At 58.9% G+C, this 13,502-nt stretch carries 13 protein-coding genes; 12 read left to right on the top strand and 1 reads right to left on the bottom strand.

The features are described 5' to 3' along the window. Nucleotides 1-379: NUDIX domain-containing protein (locus ACIQ3A_RS05565; RefSeq protein WP_396430763.1), on the bottom strand; the 379-nt coding region annotated here is incomplete at its 3' end. Nucleotides 380-450: 71 nt separating this feature from the next. On the opposite strand from ACIQ3A_RS05565, the gene dapF reads away from it, so the two are divergent. The 12 genes from dapF (at nt 451) to mraY (ending at nt 13,500) form a co-directional block, all read left to right on the top strand. Beyond that, on the top strand, nt 451-1,323 hold the full coding sequence (gene dapF / locus ACIQ3A_RS05560; RefSeq protein WP_396430762.1) for a diaminopimelate epimerase: 873 nt from the start codon (nt 451-453) through the stop codon (nt 1,321-1,323). 17 nt (nt 1,324-1,340) lie between these two features. Continuing rightward, entirely contained in the window at nt 1,341-2,030 is a 690-nt protein-coding gene (locus ACIQ3A_RS05555; protein ID WP_396430761.1) for a DUF484 family protein, read from the top strand. 3 nt (nt 2,031-2,033) lie between these two features. Further along, nucleotides 2,034-3,008, top strand: coding sequence for a tyrosine recombinase XerC (locus ACIQ3A_RS05550; RefSeq protein WP_396430760.1), 975 nt, complete (start codon nt 2,034-2,036; stop codon nt 3,006-3,008). Between the two features lie 120 nt (nt 3,009-3,128). After that, nucleotides 3,129-4,226 (top strand): CobW family GTP-binding protein, encoded by a 1,098-nt coding sequence (locus ACIQ3A_RS05545; RefSeq protein WP_396430759.1) that lies wholly within the window; start codon nt 3,129-3,131, stop codon nt 4,224-4,226. Between the two features lie 250 nt (nt 4,227-4,476). Beyond that, the gene (gene dksA, locus ACIQ3A_RS05540; RefSeq protein WP_396430758.1) at nt 4,477-5,622 is read left to right on the top strand and encodes an RNA polymerase-binding protein DksA; all 1,146 of its coding nucleotides are present in this window, start codon (nt 4,477-4,479) and stop codon (nt 5,620-5,622) included. Between the two features lie 349 nt (nt 5,623-5,971). Beyond that, on the top strand, nt 5,972-6,400 hold the full coding sequence (gene mraZ / locus ACIQ3A_RS05535; RefSeq protein ID WP_108406136.1) for a division/cell wall cluster transcriptional repressor MraZ: 429 nt from the start codon (nt 5,972-5,974) through the stop codon (nt 6,398-6,400). A 5-nt stretch (nt 6,401-6,405) separates the two neighbouring features. Beyond that, nucleotides 6,406-7,335 (top strand): 16S rRNA (cytosine(1402)-N(4))-methyltransferase RsmH, encoded by a 930-nt coding sequence (rsmH, locus tag ACIQ3A_RS05530; RefSeq protein WP_396430757.1) that lies wholly within the window; start codon nt 6,406-6,408, stop codon nt 7,333-7,335. Then, the gene (gene ftsL / locus ACIQ3A_RS05525; RefSeq protein WP_396430756.1) at nt 7,332-7,628 is read left to right on the top strand and encodes a cell division protein FtsL; all 297 of its coding nucleotides are present in this window, start codon (nt 7,332-7,334) and stop codon (nt 7,626-7,628) included. The genes rsmH and ftsL overlap by 4 nt, the downstream gene beginning before the upstream one ends. Next, the gene (locus ACIQ3A_RS05520) at nt 7,625-9,358 is read left to right on the top strand and encodes a peptidoglycan D,D-transpeptidase FtsI family protein (protein WP_396430755.1); all 1,734 of its coding nucleotides are present in this window, start codon (nt 7,625-7,627) and stop codon (nt 9,356-9,358) included. The genes ftsL and ACIQ3A_RS05520 overlap by 4 nt, the downstream gene beginning before the upstream one ends. Next, a complete protein-coding gene (locus ACIQ3A_RS05515; protein WP_396430754.1) occupies nt 9,358-10,878 on the top strand; it encodes a UDP-N-acetylmuramoyl-L-alanyl-D-glutamate--2,6-diaminopimelate ligase in 1,521 nt (506 codons plus the stop codon). The genes ACIQ3A_RS05520 and ACIQ3A_RS05515 overlap by 1 nt, the downstream gene beginning before the upstream one ends. Beyond that, nucleotides 10,875-12,332 (top strand): UDP-N-acetylmuramoyl-tripeptide--D-alanyl-D-alanine ligase, encoded by a 1,458-nt coding sequence (gene murF / locus ACIQ3A_RS05510; RefSeq protein WP_396430753.1) that lies wholly within the window; start codon nt 10,875-10,877, stop codon nt 12,330-12,332. Before ACIQ3A_RS05515 ends, murF begins: the two co-directional genes overlap by 4 nt. Next, nucleotides 12,322-13,500, top strand: a complete 1,179-nt coding sequence (mraY, locus tag ACIQ3A_RS05505; protein WP_396430752.1) for a phospho-N-acetylmuramoyl-pentapeptide-transferase — start codon at nt 12,322-12,324, stop codon at nt 13,498-13,500. Before murF ends, mraY begins: the two co-directional genes overlap by 11 nt. Nucleotides 13,501-13,502 lie beyond the last annotated feature (2 nt).

Genomic DNA, 13,502 nt, shown 5'->3' with positions numbered 1-13,502 from the left:
CGAAGAAGGATGTGTCGGGTGGAGCTTGGCGGTTGAGGGTGGCGATGTCGGCGTTGTTGGCCCATCGCCCATCGGCGTGGCGGGCGAACAAAATGCCCAGTTCTTCGAAGCTTTCACGGATGGCCGCGATGGCTTGGGTCAGGTGCAAGTCACTTTGCGTGGCGCGGCGGTGGGCCATGCTGTGGGCTTGGGCGTCCGCGCTGTCAATGCCACCACCAGGAAACACGTAGGCGCCGGGTGCAAAACTGGCTGTCATGGACCGGCGGGTCATCAAGACCTCGATGCCATCGGGCCCATCGCGCAGCAGCAGCACGGTGGCTGCAGGGCGCAGGGGCGCGGGTTCACGTTGGGGGTGCAGGAGTTGGGATGTGCGTGCCATGCCGCATTATCGGGCCGGCCAAGGCGAATGCCACCCGGTTCATGCGAGTTCCAAAGGCGATAATCCACGCCATGCACATTCGCTTTACCAAGATGCAAGGGGCCGGCAACGATTTTGTCGTGCTCGACGAGACCCGTGGCCGCTTGGGCCTGAGCGCAGCCCAGTACCGTTTTCTGGCTGACCGCCACTTTGGCGTGGGGGCAGACCAGATCCTGAGCGTGCGCCCCTCACCGGCCCCCGGGCTGGACTTTGAATACGTGATCCACAACGCCGATGGCGGTGAGGTCGAGCATTGCGGCAACGGGGCGCGCTGCTTCGTGCGTTATGTCCTCGACAAGGGGCTGACCCACAAAAGTACAGTGCGAGTCAAGGTGCAACAAGGCGAGATCGAGCTGTGCATGAACCCCGATGGTCGGGTGACCGTCCACATGGGTGCGCCGGTGTTCGACTGGGACCGTGTGCCCTTCAATCCGATCGGGCTGGTCAGTGACCAGGTGAATGGCTGGCCCGTGTTCGATCTGGCGCTGGGCCAGCCAGGCATTGCCCGGGTGGCTGTGCTGTCGATGGGCAACCCACACGCTGTTCAGCGGGTCGACCACGTGGACAGCTTCCCTGTCTTGGCCCAAGGCCCCCTGATTGAAAATCACCCGGCATTTCCCAAGCGTGTGAATGCAGGGTTCATGCAAGTCGTCTCGCGCAGCCAGATCAAGTTGCGGGTGTTTGAGCGCGGCTCGGGCGAGACGCTGGCGTGCGGTACGGGCGCTTGTGCGGCAGTGGTCGCGGGCATTCGCCAGGGCTGGCTTGACCAGCGTGTCGATGTGCAGACCCACGGAGGCTCGCTGACCATCGAGTGGGCCGGCCAAGCCGACAGCCCGGTGCTGATGACGGGCCCCGCCACCTCCGTTTTTGAGGGCGAAATCGACGTGCCCGATCACCTTTCCTGAATTTTTGGAGCCACGACATGAACCCCTCCGAGCCCATGAGCCCGATCACCGAAGACGATATCGCCAACTACTTGGTGAACACGCCTGACTTTTTTGAGCGCCACGCCTCTTTGCTGGCATCGGTGCAACTGACGCATCCGCAAAGCCACCGCACCGTGGGATTGCAAGAGCGCCAGGCTCAAATGCTGCGCGACAAGATCAAGGGCCTGGAGCACCGCATCATGGACATGATCCGGCATGGCAACGAAAACATGATCTTGACCTACAAGCTGCACCGCTGGTCGTGCGAACTGCTGGTCACGCCGCCTGATCACCTGGCCGATTTGGCTGTTGACAACATCCGCGAGTTGTTTCAGGTGCCTCAAGTGGCATTGCGTTTGTGGTCGCTGCAAGGCGAATACGCTCAGGCGGCCTGTGCGAAGGGCGTGACCGAGGCGGTGCAAATTTTGGCCACATCGCTGGACACGCCTTATGTCGGACCCAATGCAGGCTATGAGGCCGTGCAGTGGTTGGACCAGCCCACGCAAGCGGCCTCTTTGGCGCTGCTGGCTTTGCGCGCGGCGCCAGGCCAGCCGGCTTTTGGCTTGCTGGTTTTGGCATCGCCCGATGCGCAGCGTTTTAACAGCCAGATGGGCACCGACTTGCTGGAGCGTCTGGCCGAGTTGGCAGGTGCTGCCTTGTCGGTTTTGCGGGCACCACAGGCCTGACCCATGTCGGCGACGGCAAGCACTGACCCGCTGGTTGTTCGTTATCTGGCGCACGTGCGTTTTGAAAAACGCCTGGCCGAGCGCACTTGCACCCTGTACCAGTTGGACTTGATTCGACTGGCCGACATGGCCATGGCATCAACGGTGCCCTTGCTGCAGGTGCAAAGCGGCCATGTGCGCCGATGGGTGGCGCAGATGCACAGTGCGGGGCGCAGTGGTCGTGGCATTGCCCTTATTTTGTCGGGATGGCGCGGTTTTTACACATGGTTGGGACGCGAAGGCTTGATTTCCCACAACCCTGTGGTCGATGTGCGAGCGCCGCGCGTGGCCAAACCCTTGCCCAAAGCGTTGGGTGTGGACGAGGCGATGCAATTGGCCGAGCACGAAGAAACCGGTGACGACCCGTGGCTGGAGGCGCGCGATGCGGCCATGGTGGAGCTGCTTTATGGCTGTGGCCTGCGCATTGCCGAGTTGACAGGACTGGATGTGGTGGCCAGCACAGAGGCCAGTCGTGCAGGTCGAGGTTGGATTGATTTGTCAAATGCCGAGGTTCAGGTTCAGGGCAAAGGCAGCAAGCGACGCAGCGTTCCCTTGGGCCGCTCTGCCATCGAGGCGCTGACCCATTGGCTGGCGGTGCGGCCTCGGTTGCCGGGCATGTTGACCCAATCCACCCCCGGCGTATCGGCGCTTGCGCTGGCGTTGTTTCCGGGGCGGCATGGCACGCGCCTGACAGCACGCGGTGTGGCGCAACGGCTGAAGCGGCGCAGCTTGCTGGCTGGCTTGGCCACCCCCGTGCACCCGCACATGCTGCGCCATTCGTTTGCCAGCCATGTGCTGCAGTCCAGTGGTGATTTGCGGGCGGTGCAAGAGCTGCTGGGCCACGCCAACATCACCAGCACGCAGGTGTACACCCGGCTGGATTTTCAGCACCTGGCCAAGGCCTATGACGCTGCGCACCCTCGGGCCAAACGCAAATGAACCTGCCGGGTGGGTGCACTGTCGCCGTGCGAGGCCAAGCCTGACCTGCACACGGTGGATTTGAATGTATCGCTACACTTGCCAACTCTTTTCTTTTGACCTTTTGAGCGGAATTTCGCCATGTCCCTGATCCCCACCACCATCCTCACCGGCTTTCTCGGTTCGGGCAAAACCACACTGCTCAAACGCGTACTGTCTGAGGCCCACGGCCAGAAAATTGCGGTGATCGAGAACGAGTTTGGCGAGGAGAACATCGACACCGAGATCCTGGTGTCGGAAACCAATGAGCAAATCATCCAGATGAGCAACGGCTGCATCTGCTGCACCATTCGTGAGGATCTGCGGGCCACCTTGCAGTTGCTGGCGGCCAAACGCCGCAAGGGCCTGCTGAACTTTGACCGCATCGTGATTGAGACCACCGGTTTGGCCGATCCAGGTCCTGTGGCGCAAACATTTTTCATGGACGATGAGATTGCCGAGACCTTTCTGCTTGACTCGATTTTGACTTTGGTGGATGCCAAGCATGCGGCCCAGCAATTGAACGACCGACAGGAGGCGCGCCGGCAGGTGGGTTTTGCCGACCAAATTTTCATCAGCAAGGCCGATCTGGTGTCAGCGCAAGAGCTGGAGGCCTTGCAACACCGCCTGAAGCACATGAACCCGCGTGCACCGCAAAAAGTGGTGCATTTTGGTGAGGTGGCGCTGTCGGAGGTGTTCGATCTCAAAGGCTTTAATCTGAACGCCAAGCTGGACATTGACCCAGACTTTTTAAGTGACCATGACCATGACCATGACCATGTGCATGGTGATGACTGCGACCACCCTTCACACCAGAATGATCACGCGCATGGCGATCAGTGCGACCACCCCTCGCATGGCCATGAAGAAGGCCATGAACAGGGCCATCACCATCACCACGACGACGATGTGAAAAGCTTTGTTTTCAGGTCGGACAGGGCGTTTGAGCCGGCCAAACTGGAAGACTTTCTGGGTGCCATCGTCAACATTTATGGTCCTCGCATGCTGCGCTACAAAGGGGTGCTCAACATGCGCGGCACCGAACGCAAGGTGATTTTCCAGGGGGTGCACCAGCTCATGGGCAGCGATCTGGGTCCGATGTGGGCCGATGGTGAAGCCAAAATGAGCAAGATGGTGTTCATTGGCATCGATTTGCCCAAGGACATTTTGTTGCAAGGCCTCGAGCAGTGCCTCGTCTGATGGACTTGGCGCCGCATGAGGCGGCTTGATGGCAATTTTCGCGATCTTGTCTTTAATCGTCGGCCTGGCATTTTTTGATCGTTCTTGTCGCTACAATCGCCCGCCTAAAGCCCCCCTTTTGGGCCAGGCTGGTGAACCCTGTAAGGTCTATAGCAGGGGTTTGAAATGCAAATGAACAGGTTTTCCAATCGGTTGCTGCTGTGTGGCAAGAGGTTTGGGCCTGCCCTTTCACACGGCCAGGAGACAAGACGTGAAGACCTCGAATAAAAAAACAACGACAAAAGTGATTGCAAGCAAGGCGAAAACCAAACTGGCACCCGTTAAAAAGGTGGCCCCTGCCAAGCCTGCACCGGTCAAAAAGTCGGCACCGTCTCAACCTGCTCTGGTCAAAAAAACGGCCGCTTCCAAACCCGTGCCCGCCAAAAAGCCCGTGCCTGCCAAACCGGCATCGCCAGGCAAGGGCGCTGTCAAAGCCAAGCCCGCTGCCAAAGCCGCAACGAAAACCAAAACCACTGCACCTGCCGCCAAACCCGGCAAGCCGTCCAAGCCTGCCGTTGTGCCCCCCAAGTTGGCAGCCTCCAAAACCAAAGCGGCAGTGCCGATCGCTAAAAAAGCAGTCACTGCCGCACCGAAGTCGACCCCAGCCCCCAAGGCCAAGGTCAAACCCGCACCTTCTCCACAAAAGAAGACCCCCGTACCTGAAGCGAAACCTATGACTGTTAAAAAAGTGGCGACACTGACCCCTCCGGTCGCCCAAACTGCCGTGATGGCAGTGGCACCCGTCGGACCCGATCAATTGATTCGATCCACCCGACCCTCTGCGCGTTTGGCCCAGATCACGGTGCCTTCTCTGCCTCCTGCCGTGGCCTCGACAGCGGCAAAGGCCAGCTTCATGCCCAGCGCCCCCGTGGTGACTGTCTCTGCACCTTTTGCGCCGATCAAGAAAGACCCCAAACTGGCCAACAACTGGAAGACCAAACCGGTCGAGGGCCTGACCGATGCCGAAATTTTGGCCATGCCCGACGCGGAGTACATGAACAAAGTGCAGATGGCGTACTTTCGCCGAAAACTGTCCATCTTGAAGCAGGAAATCCTGAACAGCGCAGGCGCCACCACCGAGCATTTGCGCGAAGACACCGTGGTGGTCCCTGATCCGGCGGACCGGGCCACCATCGAAGAAGAGCACGCCCTGGAACTGCGCACCCGCGACCGTGAGCGCAAGTTGCTCAAGAAAATCGAGCAATCCATTGGCTTGATCGACTCGGGCGAATATGGCTACTGCGATGAAACCGGCGAGCCGATCGGGGTGGGCCGATTGCTGGCTCGTCCCACCGCGACTTTGTCCCTGGAGGCACAGCAGCGGCGTGAGTTGAAGCAAAAAATGTTCGGTGATTGATCAGAGCCCTGACTTGCCAAACCTGAAAAACCCCTTTCCAGGGGTTTTTTTACGTCTGGATGTAAACCTCGAAAACTGAAAACAGCGAACTTCTTTTAAAGATTTTGATGTTTTTAAATTTTTAAAAATCCTTCACAGGTTACTTTCATTGCCACTCGTAAGTGCCTAATTTACATAGAATTTCCTCCTTTTTCAAGGTGCGATTTCCACGCTAAGCCCTTGATTTCATTGAAAAAAATCGATCTATACCCACTGAGTTGGCTGGAATTCCTGATACAGTGCAAAAAAGTGCAATTAAGTGGGGAAAAGTGTCTCTGCTTGCACAATTCAACTGGAAAAGGTCGTGACCGTGTTTCAAGGGGCTTCATCGCTGAGTCTGGATGCCAAAGGGCGGTTGTCTGTACCGACCCGGCACCGTGACGTCCTGAGCGCCACGGCGCAGGGTCAGCTGACCATTACCAAGCACCCGCACGGCTGTCTCATGGTTTTTCCACGCACCGAGTGGGAGAAATTCCGCGAACGCATTGCCCAGTTGCCCATGTCCGCCCAATGGTGGAAGCGCATCTTTTTGGGCAATGCCATGGATGTGGAGATGGATGGTACGGGGCGCGTGCTGATTTCACCAGAGCTGCGGCAGGCTGCCGGCATTTCCAAAGACACCATGCTGTTGGGCATGGGCAACCACTTCGAGTTGTGGGACAAAGCCACTTATGAAGCGCAAGAGGCGCAGGCCATGCAGGGCGACATGCCCGATGTGTTCAAGGACTTTTCCTTTTGAACGCCATGACGCCCACTGAGCTGACCCATAAGACGGTACTTTTGACCGAGGCCGTGGATGAATTGCTTCAGGCTGGAGCGGGCTCGGACGGATCTTATGTGGATGCCACATTTGGACGGGGTGGCCATTCTCGCTTGATCCTTTCGCGTTTGTCTGCACAAGGCCGGCTGCAGGCCTTTGACAAAGACCTGGAGGCGATTGCTGAAGCTGGGCGCATTGACGACGCCCGCTTTTCGATTCGGCACGAAGGCTTTTCGCTCCTGGGCGAGTTGCCGCCTGGCAGCGTCGATGGTGTGCTGATGGACTTAGGCATCAGCTCCCCCCAGATTGACAGCCCCGAGAGGGGTTTTTCTTTTCGTTTTGAGGGCCCGCTCGACATGCGCATGGACACCACGCGCGGAGAAAGTGTGGCCGATTGGCTGGCAACAGCCACGGTGGATCAAATCACGGAGGTGATACGTGACTATGGCGAAGAACGGTTTGCTTTTCAGATTGCAAAGGCGCTTGTGGCTCGCCGACAAGAGCGGGGCCCAATTTCAACCACCACCGATCTGGCCCAGCTCGTGGCTGACACGGTCAAAACCCGCGAGCCGGGCCAGAACCCTGCAACGCGGACATTTCAGGCTTTTCGGATTTTCATCAACGCAGAGCTTGCGGAGCTCGAACAAGCGCTAGAAGCCAGCTTGCATGTGCTGGCGGTGGGCGGTCGTTTGGTGGTGATCAGCTTCCACTCACTGGAAGACCGCATCGTCAAGCAGTTCATTGCCAAGCACTCCAAAGAAGTAGTGGATCGACGTGTGCCTTTTGCCGAGCCGGTGAAGATGCGTTTGAAGGCATGCGGGCGTATGCGCCCCAGCGAAGCCGAGGTGCGCGGCAACCCCCGCTCGCGCAGCGCGATCATGCGCATGGCTGAGCGAACCGAGGTGCCCGCATGACCCGCCTGAGCATTTTCTTGTTGCTGGCAGTGCTGGCCAGTGCACTGGTTCTGGTGCACAGCCAGTACGAAACCCGGCGCATGTTCATGGCGCTGGAGTCGGCACGTAAAGAAGCGAAGCGGCTGGAGATCGATCACGACCGTCTGCAGGTTGAGCGCAGAGCCCAGGCAACCCCCTTGCGTGTAGAGCAAATCGCACGGCAGCAGTTGCAAATGCGTCCCGCCTCGCCCGCCATCACCCAATACGTGTCGGCCAAAGAAGCCGCTGGCTCGGTCAAGGATGTGCGCCCATGAGTCGCAGCGTCCAGCTCTCCTCCAGCCCTTTGCTGGCCAGCAAAACACCTGTCTGGCGCAGCAAGCTGATAGTGGCCGCCATTGCCTTGGGCTTCACGGGTCTTGTGGGGCGCGCCGCCTATGTTCAGGTTTTTGCCAATGATTTTTTCATTCGCCAGGGTGAGGTTCGATTCGCGAGAACACTCACACTGCCGGCCAACCGGGGACGTGTGCTGGACCGCAATGGCATGCTCCTGGCTTCCAGTGTGCCTGCGCCGAGCATTTGGGCTAACCCCGAAGACCTGGAGCGTGATCCTGTCAAGTTACGTGAGTTGGCTCGCCTGCTGGAAATGTCGACGGCCGAGCTGGACAAAAAAATCAAAGACGATGACAAGACCTTTGTCTGGTTGCGCAGACAACTCGATGAGCCCGTAGTCAAGCAAATTTTGGCGCTCAATATCAAGGGCGTTTACGACATCAAGGAATACAAGCGTTTGTACCCTGAGGGTGAGGCTGCAGCGCACATCGTTGGCTTTACCAATGTGGAAGACCAAGGCCAGGAGGGGGTTGAGCTGGTATTCCAGAAACAACTTTCAGGCAAGCCAGGCTCGCGCCGTGTCATCAAAGACCGATTGGGTCGCGTGGTGGAAGATGTGGGTGAGACCGTGCCCCCCGTGGACGGCGAAGATTTGCAGCTGAGCATCGACAGCAAGGTGCAGTTTTTTGCGTACCAAAAGTTGCGCGATGCGGTGCTTGCAAACAAGGCCAAAGCCGGCAGCGTGGTGGTGCTCGATGCCCAGTCTGGTGAGATTCTGGCCCTGGCCAATTACCCCAGCTATTCCCCTGACAAGCGCATCAACCTGAGCGGTGAGCAATTGCGCAACCGGGCCTTGACCGACACTTTCGAGCCTGGCTCCACGATGAAGCCATTTGCGGTGGCGCTGGCGCTGGAAAAAGGTCTGGTCAAGCCCGAAACGCCGATTCAGACGGCACCCGGTCGCATCACCATCACTGGCTCGACCATCACCGATGCCCACCCGCACGGGGTGCTCACGGTGAACGAGATCATTCAAAAATCAAGCAATGTGGGCACGGTCAAGCTGGCCATGCAAATGCAGCCCCGTGAAATGTGGGAAATGTTTGCGCAAGTCGGCTTCGGGCAAAAGCCGCAACTGCCTTTCCCGGGGGTGGTCACTGGGCGCTTGCGCCCTTACAAAACCTGGCGACCCATCGAACAGGCCACCATGAGTTATGGCTATGGCATTTCGGGCAGCTTGTTCCAGGTGGCCAGGGCTTACACGGTGTTTGCTCGCGATGGCGAAGTGGTCCCCGCCACCTTGATGAAGGCTGAGCAACAGGTGGCGGGCGTGCGCGTCATCAGTGCCGAAAACGCCAAAGCCATGCGCAAGATGCTGCAAATGGCCGCAGGCCCGGGGGGTACTGCACAGAAAGCCCAAACCATGGGCTATTCCGTCGGGGGTAAAACCGGTACGGCGCACAAACAAGAAGGCAAAGGCTACGCGGGTAAAAAATACCGGGGCTTTTTTGTCGGTATGGCGCCCATCGAGGCACCGCGCATTGTGGTGGCGGTGATGATCGACGAGCCCAGCAATGGCCGTTATTACGGCGGTGATGTGGCTGCGCCCGTGTTCAGCCAGACCGTGCAACAAACCTTGCGTTTATTGGGTGTGCAGCCTGACATGGCAGTCAAGCCTCAGATCATGGCCAAGTCGGTCGAGGAGTCATTCTGATGCAGACCTTGCACAGCGCTCCTGAAGCCGCGCAGTGGCTGCATAGCCGCGTGACTGGCGAGTTGCGCACCGACAGCCGCATGGTCAAGCCAGGTGATGCATTCATCGCCTGGCCTGGTGCCGCCACCGATGGGCGTCAGTACCTGGCACAAGCCCTGCACCAGGGAGCCGCAGCCTGCTTGATGGAAGCACAAGGCTGCGAAAGCTGGCTTGGTGGATTGCAACCTGATGCACTGCAGGCGCTGGCCGCCATGCCAAGCCTCAAGGCAAACACCGGCCCAGTGGCCGATGCCTATTACGAACACCCCAGCCAGGCACTGCGAGTTCTGGCTGTGACGGGTACCAATGGCAAGACCTCTACCGCCTGGTGGCTGGCACAGGCCTTGTCGTCGCCTGTGTTGAAACAGGCCTGTGGCCTGATCGGCACATTGGGTGTGGGTCGGCTGCCTGATCTGGTTCGCACTGGCATGACCACGCCCGACCCGGTGCTGATGCAGCGACAGTTCCGAGTGTTTGTTGATGAAGCGGTCACACATTGCGCTTTAGAGGCGTCGTCCATCGGGCTGGCCGAACACCGCCTGGACGGCACGCACATCCGTGTGGCCGTGTTCACCAATTTCACACAAGATCACCTCGACTACCACGGGGACATGGCCCAGTATTGGTCGGCCAAAGCCGCCTTGTTCAGCTGGCCTGGTTTGCAGGCAGCAGTGATCAACATCGATGATGCGCAAGGGGCCGTGTTGGCCAAGCAGTTGCAGGAGCGTTCGCTGGATGTGTGGACCTGCTCGCGGCGCGGTGCTGCCCGTTTGCAAGCCCGGGCTTTGCCGAGCCATAACGGCATTGCTTTTGAAGTGCGCGAAGGTCAGTCTGTGCAGACCCTGCACACCGATTTGATGGGGGAGTACAACATTGACAACCTGCTGGGGGTGCTTGGCAGTTTGCGTGCCCTGGGCTTTGATTTGAAAGAGGCCGTCCAAGCGTGTTCACATTTGTCGGCTGTGCCTGGCCGCATGCAGCGCGTGAGCGCAGCGCAGGCTGAGCAAGAACTGCCTTGTGTGGTGATTGATTACGCGCACACCCCCGATGCCGTGTCGCACGCTCTGAACGCACTGCGTTCGCTGGCTACAGCGCGTGGTGGCCGCTTGTGGTGCGTGCTGGGTTGCGGCGGGGACCGCGATGCGGGCAAACGCCCCTTGATGGCTGCTGCCGCCGAGGCCGCTGCCGATCAGGTGGTGCTGACCAGCGACAACCCCCGCTCCGAATCACCTGAAGCGATTTTGCTTGCGATGGCGTCAGGCTTGTCCCTGCCTGCGCTGGCTCGCATGCAGTCCGATCGGGCCTTGGCCATTGCCGAAGCTGTGGCGCAAGCCGCAGCGCAGGATGTGGTGCTGGTGGCGGGTAAGGGGCATGAAACCGAACAAGAAATCATGGGTGTGCGTCATCCTTTTTCGGACATGGCACAGGCTCAGCTGGCCTTGCGGCAGTGGGCAGCTCAAAGCCAGGGGGCGAACGCATGAGCCGCATGACTTCCAAAATGAATCTGAGCCTGGATGACGCCTTGGCTTGGCTGAGCCAGGCACGGGGCGTCAATGTCCAGTCTTTGCTGGCCGATCGGGTGCACACCGACAGCCGCAGCTTGCAGCCAGGCGATCTGTTTGTGGCATTGCGCGGCGAACGATTTGACGGCAATCAGTTCATCGCCCAGGCCAAGGCTCAAGGGGCCGTAGCCGTGTTGTGCGAGGCCTCGGGTGAGGCTGAAGCCATTGCACAGGGCTTGCCCGCCTTGGTGGTGCCCGATGCTCGCATCGCCTTGGGCGAGTTGGCGGCCGCCTGGCGCGCGCAGTTTGACTTGCCTTTGATTGCCGTGACCGGCAGCAATGGCAAGACCACGGTGACGCAGATGATCGCTTCGATCTTGAACGTTTATGCAGGCCCCGATGCCTTGTCGACCCAGGGCAATCTGAACAACGACATCGGTGTTCCGCTGACATTGTTCAATCTGCGCGCCCACCACCGCATGGCTGTGGTCGAGTTGGGCATGAACCACCCTGGCGAAATAGCCACCCTGGCCCGCATGGCTCAACCCAGCGTGGCGCTGGTGAACAATGCGCAACGTGAACACCAGGAATTCATGGGCACGGTGGAGGCGGTGGCGCTGGAAAATGGTGCCGTGCTGCAGGCTTTGCCGCCTGGTGGTGTGGCGGTGTTTCCGGCAGACGAAGCCTTTACACACCTCTGGCAAGATTTGGCAGGGCAACGTACACAGCGCACATTTGCACTGGCTCCTTGCCAAGTGCCCGCTGATGTCGGGGCCGCCGTGGTGGTCTGGCATTCGGGTGCGTGGCAGTTCACCCTCAAGACTGCTGAGGGCACTGCGCCTGTACGCTTGCACATTGCGGGCCGTCATAACGTCAAGAATGCTTTGGCGGCCAGCGCCTGTGCGCTCGCTGTGGGTGTGCCTTTGACTGCAGTGGCTCAAGGGCTGCAAGCTTTCGAGCCCGTCAAGGGCCGCTCACGCGCCCTGGTGCTGCACACCCAGACCGGTGAGATTACATTGGTCGACGACACCTACAACGCCAACCCTGACTCGGTACGTGCCGCGATCGACGTGCTGGCCGAGTTGCCTGCACCGCGTTTGCTGGTGCTGGGTGACATGGGTGAAGTGGGTAATCAGGGCCCCGAGTTTCATGCTGAAGTCGGTGCTTATGCTGCCGAGCGCAGCATCGAGGCGCTCTACACCTTGGGCGATTTGTGCGTGCATGCGGGCCAGGCATTTGGCAGTGCGCGCCATTTTGACAACATGGACAGCCTGCTGGCTGGGGTCACACCTCACATCGGCGACTTCCAAAGTGTGGTGGTCAAAGGCTCGCGCTTCATGAAGATGGAGCGTGTCGTCGAAGCCTTGCTATCTCAAGGCGCAGCGCACAACAGCACGCCCAATCACCATAAAGGGGAAGCCCATGTTGCTTAGTTTGGCGCAGTGGTTGCAAGGCTTGTCGCCTGAGTGGGGATTTTTGCGTGTTTTTCAATACATCACCTTCCGCGCTGTGATGGCCGCGATGACGGCGCTGTTGATCGGCCTGGCGGCTGGCCCTTTTGTCATTCGGCGCCTCACCGCACTCAAAATCGGTCAGCCGATCCGTGGTTACGGCATGGAGTCGCATCTGGCCAAAAGCGGCACACCCACCATGGGGGGTGTGCTGATTTTGTTGTCGATTGCCATCTCCACCTTGCTGTGGTTTGACCTGTCCAACCGCTTTGTCTGGATTGTGCTGATCGTGACCCTCGGGTTTGGTGCCATCGGCTGGGTGGACGACTGGCGCAAGGTGGTCAACAAAGACCCTGAAGGCATGCGTTCACGAGAAAAATATTTTTGGCAGTCGGTGATCGGATTGTTGGCCGCCCTGTACTTGGTGTTCAGCATTTCCGAAGTCTCGAATTTGCGCGTGCTGGACCTGTTCGGCAAATGGGTGATGTCTGGATTTGACGTGAACCTGCCGCCTAAGGCTGGTTTACAGGTGCCCTTTTTCAAAGAGGTCAACTACCCGCTGGGTGTGTTGGGTTTTGTCCTCTTGACTTACCTGGTCATTGTGGGCGCCAGCAACGCGGTCAATCTGACCGATGGCCTCGATGGTCTGGCCATCATGCCGGTGGTCATGGTGGGTTCAGCGCTGGGCGTTTTTGCGTATGTCACGGGCAGTTCGGTTTATTCAAAATACCTGTTCTTTCCGTACATCCCGGGTGCTGGTGAGTTGATGATTTTTTGTGCTGCCATGGCGGGCTCTGGTCTGGCCTTCTTGTGGTTCAACACGCATCCTGCACAAGTCTTCATGGGCGATGTGGGGGCTTTGGCGCTGGGTGCCGCTTTAGGCGCTATCGCGGTCATCGTGCGTCAGGAAATCGTCTTGGCCATCATGGGCGGTATCTTCGTGGTCGAGGCTTTGTCGGTGATGGCGCAAGTTGCCTATTTCAAGTACACCAAGAAAAAATACGGTGAAGGCCGACGCATCCTCAAGATGGCCCCCTTGCACCACCATTTCGAAAAGAGCGGATGGAAAGAAACGCAGGTGGTGGTGCGTTTCTGGATCATCACCATGCTGCTTTGCCTGATTGGCTTGTCGACCTTGAAGCTGAGATAGAC

The organism is Limnohabitans sp., assembly GCF_044361985.1.
Lineage (GTDB): Bacteria > Pseudomonadota > Gammaproteobacteria > Burkholderiales > Burkholderiaceae_C > Limnohabitans_A.
Note: the sequence above shows the minus strand (reverse complement) of the source record. Positions and strands in the feature narration are given on the sequence as shown.